We start from the raw sequence: 13,599 nt of genomic DNA on the forward strand, positions 1-13,599 counted from the left end.
GTCACCTAACCATTCCCGAATCAGCCAGTTATCCTTCAGCTTCTTCATCTTCAATCACTTCCCTTGCATTATCCGACTCCTGTCCTAACGAGTTACAAGCCTCGGTATATAACAAATAGGACTCTACATCCCCCGTCATCGCAAAAACCTTCCACGAAAAATCTCGCATCGGAATTTCATCCTCTCTTCGGAAATGACGTCTGCATCTACCAAATAGGATGGAGTCTTGCAAGGTAAACTATGTGTTGCAATTACTGGATACAATTCCGACGATTAGTCGCGGCCAAAGCCAAGGTCACGCAGAACTCGATCCTGATTTCTCCAGTCTTTTTTCACTTTAACCCACAGGTCCATGAAAATTTTGGAGCCAAGCAAATTCTGAATGTCGTGTCGAGCTCGTTTACCCACTTCTTTCAGAAGGGCACCTTGCTTGCCGATAATGATCCCTTTTTGGGAATCCCGTTCCACAAAAATGACTGCTGAGATATAAACGACACCATTATCTTGCACTTTCATATCTTCGATCGTTACAGCAATGGAGTGAGGCACTTCTTCACGAGTCATTTGCAGAATTTTCTCACGAATCAACTCGGCACATACAAACTGCTCCGGATGGTCAGTAACCTGGTCATCAGGATAGTACTGTGGACCTTCTGGCAAATACTTGCCGAGCTGTTCCAGCAACGTGCTGACATTGCTGCCAAGCATGGCAGAGACAGGAACGATTTCAGCGAAATCGTGAAGCTTGCGATACGTCTCAATGAGTGGCAGCAGTGCTTCCGGCTCAATTTTGTCAATTTTATTCATGACAAGAATGACAGGCGTACGGATATTTTTCAACTGTTCCGCAATATAACGGTCACCGCCACCCAAGCCTTCCGAAGCGTCGATCAGGAACAGTGCTGCTTCTACTTCTCCGAGCGTATTCAGAGCAGTCTGGTTCATGTAATCGCCAAGTTTGGATTGACGTTTGTGAATACCCGGTGTGTCCAGGAATACGATTTGCTGATGTTCGGATGTATACACCCCATGAATTTTATTACGTGTGGTTTGTGGCTTGTCCGACATAATCGCAATTTTCTGTCCGATCACTTGGTTCATCAGTGTGGATTTACCTACGTTTGGACGTCCAATAATGGCTACAAAACCGGATTTAAATGCTTGTTTTTTCATATGTTCCTCCTCAGGCGCCTAGGCCTGGAATATTGGTTTATTTTTTGGCAGAATTCAGATCAGAAGGCCCAAAAGCCCAAGGTAACAGTTCAGCAACGGTGGTCTCTTGCAGATCACCTTTCAAGTTCCCCAAGATGACTTTCATATCAGGTTCACACAGTTCGTACATGACCTGACGACATACGCCACATGGAGCAATCGGACCATCCGTGTCTCCCACAATGGCAATCGCTGTGAAGCTGCGAGGCTTCTGCCCACCTGCAATGGCACTAAACATCGCCGTACGCTCAGCACAATTACCTGGTGTATACGCAGCATTCTCAATATTACAACCATGATGCACATGACCTTCACTGTCAAGCAAAGCCGCGCCAACACCAAAATGGGAGTAAGGCGTATACGCCTTCGTACGTGCCTTAATTGCTTCTTGCATTAACAAACCGTTATCCATTAATATTCTCTCCCTTAGGGTGCAATATAAAGTTAGTACCTACGAATTAAGTTCAACCAAAGCCAATTTTACACTAGCCACTCCGAGTCCAGAATAACCCTTCGATCGCTGTTACCCCCAGATTTTTTGATTCACTTTTTCAACGTGAAAATCCGGGGATAAAGGCGAACGCTTCGCTTCTACAGGTTTATTTCTGTCCTCTTCGTTATCGTGTAATGTCAACAAGTTCAACTTAAAAAACGGTCTAACTTCACAAATTTGTGTAGTATTAAAATCACAAAACAAATCAAAACAAAATCAGTACAAACCTAGCCAGCTCATCACCGGCTTAATGAAAACGATACAACCGATGATGACGGCGAATACCGCAGCCAGCAGAACTGCCCCGGCCGCGGTATCCTTTGCCGCTTTTGCCAGCGGGTGGATATGGGGGTGTGCCAAGTCAACCGCTGCCTCTACAGCCGTGTTCATCAATTCAGTCACCAGGACCAAAAAGACAGCGGTCAGCACAAACATCCAATCCGTTCTTGAGATTCTGAAAAAAAAGCCGGCTAAACACATCAAAATAGCCACTCCCGTGTGAACTCTCACATTACGCTGAGTCCGCAACCCATATGCGATTCCTTCCGCAGCATTGCGGAATACCAGACCCCAGGAGCGTCTTCTCATTATCGTGTCAACCCGGCCTGGGCCAATACCGCTTCTTGTTTGCCCATCATTTCAGCCTCACTTGCTTCATCCTGATGGTCGTATCCAAGCAGGTGCAAGAAACCATGGACAAACAGAAAACCAAGTTCACGTTCAAATGAGTGTCCATACTCTTCACTTTGCAGGATGGTCCGTGGTACGGAAATGATGATGTCTCCAAGAACATCCGGCATTTCTTCCATTTCTTCATCTTCGTCCAGCTCATAGATAATATCGAGCTCTTCATCCACCGTCTCGTTCATTGCAAAAGACAATACATCCGTAGGACGGTCAATACCGCGATAATCACGGTTCAACTCATGAATCTGCTCATCGTTCACAAAAGTCAGAGCCACTTCCCCGTCTGCAACACCTTCCGCTTCTCCTGCGAGATTCAGCAACTGTTCCAACATTGCAATCATCGGTTCTGTAATTTCTTTATCCTGTTGTTCATTATTCCATGCCAGATTAAGACTCATTCTTTCATAACTCCTGTCTGCTCATATTAGAGGTTGTTCAAAAAAGCATTTCTAGCTTCATCCCATCTTCTCGGTACTGAAAACCGGCCTTTTTGAACACAAACTATTATTAAATTAGCCTGCTTCGGGTGAAGTTGGCTTTGGTTTCTTGATCTCCTCCGGATATTCTATCCTGGAGTGGAAGATACCCATCACCGTTTCCTTCAATGTTCTGGCAACGATATCCAGTTCACGCATCGTAAGGTCACAATCATTGAATTGATGATCGTCCAATCGTCCTTTAATAATCTTCTCAATCATGGACTCCACTTGCTCCACTGTCGGTTTGCGCAAAGATCTCACAGCAGCCTCCACACTATCGGCAATGCCAACAATAGCCGATTCCTTGGACTGAGCCTTCGGCCCAGGGTAACGGAAATCTTCTTCCGTGAAATCAGGCTCAACGCCTGCTTCTTCCGCCTGGCGCAGTGCTTTGTGATAGAAATAGTGGAGAAATGTCGTGCCGTGATGCTGTTCCGCAATATCCCGAATAGGTCTGGGCAGCTTGTAATCCTTCTGCATTTCCACCCCATCGCGCGCATGGGCAACGATAATGGATTTGCTCAGTTTAGGATCAATTGAATCATGTGGATTCTCCATATTGTTCTGATTTTCAATAAAATAGATGGGCCGCTTCGTCTTGCCAATATCATGATAATACGAACCGACTCGGCATAGCAATCCGTTAGCTCCTATGGCTTCTGCTGCTGCTTCGGACAGATTCCCTACCATAACGCTGTGATGATAGGTACCCGGTGTCTCCGTCAGCAACTTGCGAAGAAGCGGATGGTTCGGATTAGATAGTTCTACCAGTTTGAGCGCTGATAAAATGCCAAATGAAGTTTCGAAAAATGGCATCAGCCCAATGACCAGTATGGCAGTCAGCACGCCACCAGCAAATGCAAACCCAACGCCATACAGTGTCGTGGTTCGATTCCAATCTCCCGAGTCAATCAAAGCCAAGGTGAAGACGGCTATCGACCCGAACAGACAGACCATAATGGCCCCTTTCAGGATCGTTGATCGCTGGCTAGCCTTATGAGTTGCGAAGATCGCAACAAACGAAACCAATACAGCGAAGAAACCTAATTCGAAGTCAAAAAGTTGACCCTGATGGGTATTCAAAATAATGCTGGACAACATACCGATCAAAATCGAACATACAAAGGCAAGCGAGGTATCCAGTAACAAGGCAATTAACATCGCTCCTACCGCAACAGGTGCAAGGAAGCCAACATAAGACCTCTCATTGGTCTGGATAATCGCCGTCACATGCATAACCACAATCGTAATAATAAAAATGAGAACAAGCATCAACAGCTGGGCATTATTATACTTAAAATGTGTTCCGCTGCCTTGCTGAATATACATCAGAATGGCTGCTGACAACAGGCAGGAAAACATAAGAAGTCCAAGCTGCGGCCAGTAGTTCACTTCATTTTTCAGCAAATCATTCTCACCCAGCAAAGTATACATCTCCGGGGTGATCATCTCACCCTTGGCAACTAATGTGTCCCCTTGCTTGATAAAGACGGTTTGCGTGTTCTCACGCGCCTGTACTTTGGCTTCCTTAGTTCCCTCTTCATCGTAGAAGCGGTTCGCGGTCACCACAAGGCGAGCAAGCTCTTGCACGACCTCACGTTGCGTACGCTTACCAAGAGAGCTGACACTCACCATCTCGGCTACTTTGGCACGAGCAGTGGTTGCATCGCTGATCTGATCCGTCATTAACCGGGCAACAATATCCCTCGCAACCGGCTTCATCTCCTGGATATCATCCGATGTCAGACGTGAGATTTTGATGTAAGTTTCTTCGGGAATACGGTAGCTTTGCTCCTGTACCACATTTCTGATTTCTTCCAAAAGAGTCTCGGAGTATGTACCGGCTTTCCGATTATTATTGATATAGTTGGTCACAAAATCCTTCTGGCGCTGCGGAATTTCATCCCGATATATATCAATCTTGTCCTGACTTGAGATCTGATCATCCTGATTTAATCGATCTACACGATCAAGCAGGGTAGTCATCAAATTTTCGTTTCGCAACTGGACAATCTGAAATATCGGCTGTACCCGTTCAGCAGCTTCTTCCTGTGCTTTGAGTGTGGCCTTGTTATTCGGAATCTGCATGGGCGCAGCAATGTCCACTTCACTCCGTGTCCCTTCCTGAATATCATAGCGCTCAGGGAGCAGTTTGGAAGCCAGACTGACGTAGAAAAGAATCACCAGAAACAAAAACAGAAGATAGCGTGCCCACACGCTATACTTCCATCCTGTAGCCTTATTCTGAAAAGATTTGCCTTTTGACGGTTCCTTCGAGGTCACTTTAGACAATCCCTTTCTATGCTTGATTTTCTGCGGCGTGGTTGTAAGCCACGATAATTTTCTGGACAAGGGAATGCCGTACAACATCTTGCTCGGCAAAATAGACAAATCCAATCTCGTTAACTTCGTTCAAGATCGTATTCGCTTCCACAAGCCCGGATTTCTTACCACGCGGTAAATCAATCTGTGTCACGTCTCCGGTGATGACCATTTTGGAGCCAAAACCAAGACGGGTTAGAAACATCTTCATCTGTTCCGGCGTTGTGTTCTGTGCTTCATCCAGAATGATGAAGGAGTCATCCAGCGTACGCCCCCGCATGTAGGCGAGTGGCGCGATTTCGATTAACCCTCGCTCCAGTGCCTTCGCGGTCTGTTCCTGTCCCATAACGTCATACAGGGCATCGTACAGTGGTCTCAGATAAGGGTCTACCTTCTCCTGAAGATCACCTGGCAAAAATCCAAGACTCTCTCCCGCTTCAACAGCAGGCCGTGTGAGTACAATGCGTTTGACGCTGCCTTCTTTAATTGCGGCAACAGCCAGTACAACAGCAAGGTAGGTTTTACCCGTACCAGCAGGACCAATGCCAAATACAATATCACGTTTTTTAATTGTAGTTACATAGTGCTTCTGTCCAATGGTTTTAACACGGATTGGTTTACCTCGGTATGTCGTTGTAATCTCGCCCTTGAACAGATCCAATAGCTGGTCTGCCCGCATATCCTTGGCAAGTTCAATCGCATACTTCACATCTCTCTCGGTTAACACATATCCATTGCGTATCAATTGCAGTAACACATCAAATAATTGTTCAAGCGATTCCACCTGCTGTGCGTTGCCAAAAATCACAATCTCCGCTTCACGGGATGCAATCTGGGCGGGAATCTCGGATTCAATCAGTTTAAGAAAAGTATCTTGGGGTCCAAAAAGAGATTGGCCCTCTCCCGCACTCTGGAGGGAGATTTGTATGCTGCGTGTTTGCTCTGACAAATATCCTCATTCTCCTTGACTATGGACTAGCGGAAGTTCTTCCGCAATGCTTTCTTCTACTTCAAATAAGACTTTCATATAAACTTTACCATTCTCTTTCTTCTCATGCAAAATTTTTTCACTTATAATTTTTGTTCCTTTGCCGTTTTTGGCGGTAATATCGTTCCTTGCTCCTTCCAATCCTTTCGTTCTGGCCCATTCTATCGTCTGTTGTTGCTCATGCTCTCGGGTCTCCAGATCTTTCTCTGTCAGCCAACCCATGGGAAGTGTAAAGGATCGCCACGTTAATGGTTTATGATTACTCTCGGTATCAAATGAACTGAACGGTGTACTTCCGTACCCCCACAGTTGAATCGCCCAATTCCCCAGCACCATGTAAAAACGTTCTTTGCTCTCACCTGTCATTGTATTATGTTTTTGCACCAGCGGAACCTCTACCTGATACTCACGCCATACCAGACCACGAACTTCGCCTTTGGCAACGATGGTTTTGGTGTTCTCCTCATCCCCGAGAATCCCCGAGATCAATACCTGACCCTTTTTGACACGCATGTCCTTCTGAACAACAGGGCGTCCCTGCTCCGCATAGATTTGAGTGACCACAGCATCTGACTTACTGATCAGATGCCTGGGATTCAGCAATGGTTCGCGCTTTGGTTGCGCCGATTCTACGACCTGAATGGTAATGGTTGTCCCTTCTTTGCTCACGCCAATCCAGGTTACATCCGGCAGAGCGAGTGCAAGCTGCCTGGAGAGCTTGTCTTGGCTTTGCAAACGGAACCCCCATTGCAAAGGATATATGCCCTCTTTTTTCGCTGCTGCAAGCACCTCGTCGGTGGGAATGGTGACGTTACCCTTGACCTCCACACTCCATACCATGGACGACAACGCAAACAAAGCTGCCACAAAAAACAGCATACCCCCAAGAAAGAACTTCCTCCGCAATAATCGGGCCGCAAAAAAAGGGAAACCGCTGCGATGGGTTACTTTCACCCTGCAGCCTGTCCGTTTCAACACAGGACGCAACCTGAAAAAATGCGGCAGCAGAATGTTCATCTCTGCCACGCGTCCATCGTGAGCACGCAGGTTCCACACTTCCAGTCCCTGCTCTGCCACCGTGTTGATCAATGTTTCAATGTCTCCCCCAGTGACCGTGATTCGGACTGCTCCCCGCAGTTTGTACAGACTGGGCTGCTTCATCCGTTCCCCTCCACTCCATTCATATGAATATCCAGAATCGTTCCTTCAACAGCTACTTCATCCGGCAAAATGTTACGTATCACCAAGGCAGTTCCTTTGATCTCTAACTGGCCTTGGGAAAGAGCCAACACGATACGATCCGGCGTGAAATGGATGACACCGCGATGATTCTCTATATACAGTTGCTTACTGCCGATCAGGGTTAACCGTGGCATATCATAAAGCACATCCTGCGGCAGATCCAACACTTCACTGGTCCATCTGCGCAGCTTGCGGCTGATCCGGGTCATTCGAAGGTCTTCCCCCTTCCTCTACAGTTCAACTTATGCGCAGATTCATGAAATTATGAAAATTCCGGGGCGTGTTAGGGACGAATGTTGAGAAAAAAGGGTAGAACACAGAAAAAGCCGTCTCCGGCGGCTTTATGCTCACCAGAGACGGCTTTATTTCCGTCCAATAAATTGACTTGTTTACAGTTTTCCTCTTGTACCAAACGGTTGCTTGGAACGAGGGGAACCCAGTACTTCTGCCCACAGGACACCTGTACGAATATCAGCAGGACGAAGTGGAGACGCTCCCGATTCATCGGTGCTGGTCTCATCCCAACTGGAATCAGACACAACTGGCCGATTCGCAGAAGAGATGCGATTCAAGCGTTCTTCAATCAAGCGCTGCTGTTCTTCCATGCCTCTCATCTGTTCCTCAAGTGAATTTGCCATCGCACTCATCGTGCCCTCACTTCTGTAGTCAGTTGCGGGGCGAGAAGATGCAGCAGGCTCCGAATACGGCTCATCATACTGATTCTCATATTGCACGTCATCATACCGATCGTCATACTGTTCATCATAGCGAGGGTCTGTAGGTCCGGAAGACTGCTGCGGAGATGAATTGTCTCTTGAACGTTCATCCCGGCCTGAATCACCACTGCCTCCAAATGTAGGCATCCCGTTGGCAGGACGCTTTTTGTTCGGATCAGCCGATTTGGCAGCTTTCCCCAAGAATGAGAAGAGTGCAAAACCGATGACGGCCACAATATACAGATTATCAAAAATCCATTCAAATAGGCCCATATGCACTCACCGCCTATCTTCCGTTTTTGGAATCACCCTGATCGTTGGAATTCGAACCTTCACCAGGTTTTCCCAATGTGTTACGCATTTGAGTATCTGCTTCAATGTTCTTCAGGTTCATATAATCCATCACACCGATTTTACCGTTACGAAGTGCCTCAGCCATCGCCAAAGGTACTTGGGATTCGGATTCAACAACGCGTGCTCTCATTTCCACTACGCGTGCTTTCATCTCTTGCTCTTGGGCTACGGCCATTGCACGACGCTCTTCGGCTTTTGCCTGAGCGATACGTTTGTCAGCTTCTGCTTGCTCTGTTTGCAAGAAGGCACCAATGTTCTTACCTACATCAACGTCAGCAATATCAATGGACAGGATTTCAAAAGCAGTACCTGCATCCAAACCTTTGGACAATACGGTACGGGAGATCAGATCCGGATTTTCCAGGACGTCTTTGTGAGAATTGGAGGAACCGTTCGTACTTACGATACCTTCACCAACACGGGCGATGATCGTTTCTTCACCAGCACCACCAACGAGACGGTCAATATTGGCACGAACCGTAACCCGCGCTCTAACTTTAACTTCAATACCATCTTTGGCAACCGCAGACACAATCGGTGTTTCGATAACACGTGGGTTAACGCTCATCTGTACGGCTTGTAATACGTCACGACCTGCGAGGTCAATCGCAGCAGCACGTTCAAATTCGAGTGGAATGTTGGCACGTTGTGCAGCAATCAGAGCGTTTACAACACGGTCAACGTTACCACCGGCCAAGAAGTGACTTTCCAGTTGGTTCATTGAGAGTTTAAGACCGGCTTTAGTTGCTTTAATCATTGGATTAACGATACGGCTAGGCGTTACACGTCTCAGTCTCATCGCTACCAGTGTAATAATACTTACGCGTACGCCGGATGCAATCGCTGAAACCCAGAGCATAACCGGGAAAAAGCTGAAGAATACGCTCAATACGATAATACCTACTACCGCAATGAGCAAAATCGTAATCATAGATGTGTCCATTGTTTAATTTCCTCCATTTGCAATTTGAATTTGATAAAAATGTTTGAGAAGACACTCATGAGTCCGCTGCTAAATTAAAGAATACACCACCTCGCTGGCAGCTTCAGCATGTGGTTATGTACATTGCCGAAGCGTTAATCCGCTTCGACAACAGAGCGAGTTACACCGGCAAAGCTTGCTGAACCACAATCCGGGTACCTTCCGCTTTAATCACAATAATCGGAGTATCGATGGGAATAAAATCTCCGTCGGTCACAACGTCAATTCGTTCCCCTTCAAACATCGCTGTTCCAGAAGGACGAAGTGGTGTCAGACTGATTCCTTGCAGACCAACCAGCTCTTTACGTTCTGTGGCTGATGAATAACCCCGATCCGCAGACATGCTATCACTCAGTATGAAGCGATTCCATATCCCTCGATCCTTAAAGATAATTGAGATGATCGCAATGACTACCAGTGCTGCTCCAAAAGCGATACCTAGAGATACAAATGCATCACTCGTATCATAAGCAGCCCTTACAACACCGGCCACAAGCGCAATTGATCCCAAAATCCCCAGAATACCAAAGCTCGGAATAAACATCTCCAGAATCATCATGATGAGTCCAACGGTAAATAGCACCCATGTCTCTGCTCCGGCAAATCCCGCAATGTAATTACCCGAGAAATACAACACGAAACACACGATACCTACAATACCAGGAACTCCAAAACCAGGAACAATCAATTCAATGATCACACCCGCGATTCCGAGGAACAATAACACAGTCATCACAACCGGATTGGTAAGAAAAGAGGAGATATTCTCCGCTGTTGTTCGTTCTACCTTAAATACGTCATCCTGACTGTAACCGAGCCAAGCTGCCGCTTCTTCCGGTGTGTTGCTGATGTGGTCGGCATAACCAACTTTCAGCGCTTCTTCAGCCGAGAGAGCAATAATTTCACCTTTTTGCTTGGTTTTATTGATCTCTGGCATTTCAACAACGATGTTAACATCCGTCATTCCAGCTGCAATCTTGCCATCACGACCACTGATTTCAGCCGCTCCCTGCATTTTGCTTTTCCAAAATGCAACAAGCTTTGGATCATCAACATGTTTACCCGTACTGTCGACCATTGCTGCCGCACCAATCATACTGCCTGGTGACATTACGATCTTATCTGCATTCAGAGCCAGAAAACTCCCTGCTGAAGCAGCATCTCCACGAACAAATGCAACAGTCTCAATCGGACTGTCCTTAATTAGGGTACCCAATGCTTCTGCAGTGTCGACACGGCCTCCCGGCGTATTGATATCAAGAACGATCAGGCCAGCATTCATCTCTTCTGCTTGCTTGAACCCGCGTTCCATGAACTTGCCAAGTCCCTGCTCGATTGGTTTATCAACCGGAATAATATATACGGCACCACTCTTCTCAGCTGCATGCGCTGACGGTGATCCAATCCAGACAGGAAGCAACAGCGTCAGCAGCATTAAGAGCATCAATGGCCCCGTAAGCTTCTTCCGGCGCTTTCCCTTCACAATAGTCCCCCCTTTTCCATTAATGTTATACTGTCCAGCTTATGGTATTTATTACGTGCAATGCAACATTTCGTTTCAAAATCTTAAAATTATATTTGAAAACTCAATCAATTGCAAGAATAAAAATCCATAATAATATATATTAACCATTAAAAAGAAATTTCGTCATCCCAAGGACATCATGCCTTCTGATAAATGGAAAAAACACCTCCTGACAAGTCAGAAGGTGTTTATTGATTTGCTTTATTGCAGAAATTGTTGAACTGCTTGATTTACCAGTTTGCCGTCCGCTTTGCCTTTAACTTTCGGCATAAGGGCCGCCATGACTTTCCCCATCTCGGCTTTCGAAGAAGCACCGGTTTCCTGGATGGTCTGCTGTACAATAACTTTAATTTCTTCTTCGGTAAGCTGTGTGGGAAGGTACTGGATGAGTACTTCAATTTCCGCTTTTGCATTTGCCGCGAGATCTTCACGGCCCGCTTTGTCAAATTCTTGGAGGGCATCTTTGCGCTGTTTGATTTCACGACTCAGGATATCAAGCACTTCGTTGTCATCCAAATCTCTTTTCAAATCTATTTCAAGATTCTTGATCGTCGAACGAATCAACCGAATGTTGGAGAGTCTGAACTTGTCCTTACTCTTCATCGCTTGCTTCATATCTTCGTTCAATCGTTCGCTAAGATTCATGTAATTAAAATCCTCCTAAAACTTTCTCTTACGAGCAGCCTCGGACTTTTTCTTGCGCTTTACGCTTGGCTTCTCATAATGCTTACGTTTCTTCACCTCAGCCAATACGCCATCTTTAGCGATGGAGCGTTTAAAACGACGAAGTGCAGCATCAATAGTCTCGTTTTTGCGAACTTTAGTTTCAGACACCAGTTTTCCCTCCCTCCGACCAGACCGTCCAAGAGCAATAACACGGTTCATCATCTTACATTATAGGCGAAAGATAATAAAGGTGTCAACCTCAATGTAATGATCACTTATTTGAATCCATTTTATAACTCAAAGGTATTATGAAATGGATTCATTATATAAGCATTTGGTCACACATTCATGGATTTAATGCATATGACTAAATCCTCAATAGTAGTACCCATCAGCTCGTTTATTTGTGAGAATCGGACAGACTTGTTAACACGCCAAGTCTGGTACCACCCAACAAGTGGTAATGCAGATGATGAACGGTTTGTTCTCCATCCTTACCACAATTGTTGATTAATCGATATCCTGTTTCCTCCACGCCAAGACGCTTCGCCGCTTCTTGAGCAGCCAGATGAATCTCGCCGATCAATGGCAGATCTTCTGCAGTAACTTCATTCATGGAAGCAATATGTTTCTTCGGAATGACAAGAACATGTGTCGGTGCAGCGGGCTGGATGTCATGAAAAACGATAACATGGTCATTCTCCAGTACTTTATTGGAGGGAATGCTGCCCTCTACAATTTTGCAAAATAAGCAATCCATAGTTCATACCCTCCTTTGTATTCCAGTGTATGTATTCCCCTCTATCATACTAAAAGTAAAAACCCACGTCCAATCTTTAGACACACAACCAGGTATTCTAGGTCAACTCTCCATCTATCATCGAGCCGAACACTATACAACATTGGATTGTATACCAAGCTCTTTTATCGAAATATGGTTTTATCACGCACTTTTCCTAATTAAACAAATATGTATGGTTAATGACACACAAAAGGAGATTGGTTAATTTGACCGTTTATCAACATGTGCAGGAACTTATAGGTAATACACCTCTGCTTGAATTAACTCGTTATCCATTACCGGAAGGAATCCGCCTGTTCGCCAAACTGGAATTCATGAATCCCGGAGGAAGTGTGAAAGACCGGATCGGCAAGTTTTTATTGGAGAAGGCCTTGGCAAGAGGAGATGTTAAGCCAGGTGGAACAGTGATTGAAGCTACCGCTGGCAACACAGGAATTGGTCTTGCAATGGCGGCTGTAGGCCTGAATTTAAAGGTCATTTTCACGGTACCTCAGAAGTTCAGCTTTGAGAAGCAGCAGTTGATGAAAGCCCTCGGTGCTACGGTCGTCAACACACCCACATCCGAAGGAATCACTGGTGCCATACGCAAGGCGGAATCGCTGGCGAAAGAAATACCGGGTTCGTATATTCCAGGTCAGTTCTCCAATGCGGATAACCCACTCGCACATTATGAACATCTGGGCCCTGAGATTTGGCGTGATCTGAACGGGCAGGTGGATGTATATATCGCCGGAGCCGGGTCTGGCGGAACTTTCATGGGAGTATCTCGCTATTTGAAGGAGCAAAAACCGTTAATTAAAACATGTATCGTAGAACCCGAAGGTTCGATACTCGCAGGAGGTCCATCGGGACCACATCGTACAGAAGGAATAGGGGTCGAAACGTTATCTTCTTTTATGGATGTGAGTTACTTTGATGCCATTCATACGATCTCAGATGAAGATGCCTTTGAGCGGGTAAAGGATCTGGCCTTGTTGGAAGGCTTACTGGTAGGAAGTTCCTCAGGTGCAGCTATGCAAGCCGCATTAAACGAAGCTGTTCACGCAGCTCCCGGAAGTAACATCGTCGTTATTTTCCCGGATAGCAGCGAACGGTATTTAAGCCAAAATATCTATAATGGAGGACAATGAA

16 protein-coding genes are annotated in these 13,599 nt (G+C 46.0%); 1 reads left to right on the forward strand and 15 read right to left on the reverse strand.

Annotated features, from left to right (window positions below; all coding sequences use genetic code 11):
- Window positions 1–28: 28 nt before the first annotated feature.
- The 15 genes from NST38_RS21525 to NST38_RS21595 form a co-directional block, all read right to left on the reverse strand.
- The gene (locus NST38_RS21525) at window positions 29–169 is read right to left on the reverse strand and encodes a YqzL family protein (protein ID WP_074095877.1); all 141 of its coding nucleotides are present in this window, start codon (window positions 167–169) and stop codon (window positions 29–31) included.
- 104 nt (window positions 170–273) lie between these two features.
- Window positions 274–1,173 carry a GTPase Era gene (era, locus tag NST38_RS21530; protein WP_047843779.1) on the reverse strand — a complete coding sequence of 300 codons (900 nt, stop codon included), beginning with the start codon at window positions 1,171–1,173 and terminating at the stop codon, window positions 274–276.
- A 37-nt stretch (window positions 1,174–1,210) separates the two neighbouring features.
- A complete protein-coding gene (locus NST38_RS21535) occupies window positions 1,211–1,624 on the reverse strand; it encodes a cytidine deaminase (protein ID WP_036615035.1) in 414 nt (137 codons plus the stop codon).
- Window positions 1,625–1,921: 297 nt separating this feature from the next.
- Window positions 1,922–2,293 carry a diacylglycerol kinase family protein gene (locus tag NST38_RS21540; RefSeq protein WP_076250701.1) on the reverse strand — a complete coding sequence of 124 codons (372 nt, stop codon included), beginning with the start codon at window positions 2,291–2,293 and terminating at the stop codon, window positions 1,922–1,924.
- Window positions 2,293–2,790 (reverse strand): rRNA maturation RNase YbeY, encoded by a 498-nt coding sequence (gene ybeY, locus NST38_RS21545; RefSeq protein WP_036674804.1) that lies wholly within the window; start codon window positions 2,788–2,790, stop codon window positions 2,293–2,295. The genes NST38_RS21540 and ybeY overlap by 1 nt, the downstream gene beginning before the upstream one ends.
- A gap of 114 nt (window positions 2,791–2,904) precedes the next feature.
- The gene (locus tag NST38_RS21550) at window positions 2,905–5,154 is read right to left on the reverse strand and encodes an HD family phosphohydrolase (protein ID WP_036615038.1); all 2,250 of its coding nucleotides are present in this window, start codon (window positions 5,152–5,154) and stop codon (window positions 2,905–2,907) included.
- Between the two features lie 16 nt (window positions 5,155–5,170).
- Window positions 5,171–6,142, reverse strand: coding sequence for a PhoH family protein (locus NST38_RS21555; protein ID WP_017687243.1), 972 nt, complete (start codon window positions 6,140–6,142; stop codon window positions 5,171–5,173).
- Between the two features lie 6 nt (window positions 6,143–6,148).
- Window positions 6,149–7,342, reverse strand: coding sequence for a sporulation protein YqfD (gene yqfD / locus NST38_RS21560; protein ID WP_036674802.1), 1,194 nt, complete (start codon window positions 7,340–7,342; stop codon window positions 6,149–6,151).
- The gene (yqfC, locus tag NST38_RS21565; RefSeq protein ID WP_017687241.1) at window positions 7,339–7,632 is read right to left on the reverse strand and encodes a sporulation protein YqfC; all 294 of its coding nucleotides are present in this window, start codon (window positions 7,630–7,632) and stop codon (window positions 7,339–7,341) included. The genes yqfD and yqfC overlap by 4 nt, the downstream gene beginning before the upstream one ends.
- Before the next feature lie 180 nt (window positions 7,633–7,812).
- Window positions 7,813–8,412: a hypothetical protein gene (locus NST38_RS21570; RefSeq protein ID WP_047843783.1), complete on the reverse strand. Its 600-nt coding sequence runs from the start codon at window positions 8,410–8,412 to the stop codon at window positions 7,813–7,815.
- Between the two features lie 13 nt (window positions 8,413–8,425).
- Window positions 8,426–9,436 carry a flotillin-like protein FloA gene (gene floA, locus NST38_RS21575; protein WP_036615045.1) on the reverse strand — a complete coding sequence of 337 codons (1,011 nt, stop codon included), beginning with the start codon at window positions 9,434–9,436 and terminating at the stop codon, window positions 8,426–8,428.
- A 160-nt stretch (window positions 9,437–9,596) separates the two neighbouring features.
- Entirely contained in the window at window positions 9,597–10,919 is a 1,323-nt protein-coding gene (locus tag NST38_RS21580) for an NfeD family protein (protein WP_051450046.1), read from the reverse strand.
- A gap of 282 nt (window positions 10,920–11,201) precedes the next feature.
- Entirely contained in the window at window positions 11,202–11,645 is a 444-nt protein-coding gene (locus NST38_RS21585) for a GatB/YqeY domain-containing protein (RefSeq protein WP_017687237.1), read from the reverse strand.
- Between the two features lie 15 nt (window positions 11,646–11,660).
- On the reverse strand, window positions 11,661–11,834 hold the full coding sequence (gene rpsU, locus NST38_RS21590) for a 30S ribosomal protein S21 (RefSeq protein ID WP_005547957.1): 174 nt from the start codon (window positions 11,832–11,834) through the stop codon (window positions 11,661–11,663).
- A 232-nt stretch (window positions 11,835–12,066) separates the two neighbouring features.
- The gene (locus NST38_RS21595; RefSeq protein WP_024628477.1) at window positions 12,067–12,426 is read right to left on the reverse strand and encodes a histidine triad nucleotide-binding protein; all 360 of its coding nucleotides are present in this window, start codon (window positions 12,424–12,426) and stop codon (window positions 12,067–12,069) included.
- A 221-nt stretch (window positions 12,427–12,647) separates the two neighbouring features.
- On the opposite strand from NST38_RS21595, the gene NST38_RS21600 reads away from it, so the two are divergent.
- Window positions 12,648–13,598 (forward strand): PLP-dependent cysteine synthase family protein, encoded by a 951-nt coding sequence (locus tag NST38_RS21600; protein WP_422395224.1) that lies wholly within the window; start codon window positions 12,648–12,650, stop codon window positions 13,596–13,598.
- Window position 13,599 lies beyond the last annotated feature (1 nt).

The sequence above is a fragment of the Paenibacillus sp. FSL H8-0104 genome, from assembly GCF_038050215.1.
Classification (GTDB): Bacteria; Bacillota; Bacilli; order Paenibacillales; family Paenibacillaceae; genus Paenibacillus; species Paenibacillus amylolyticus.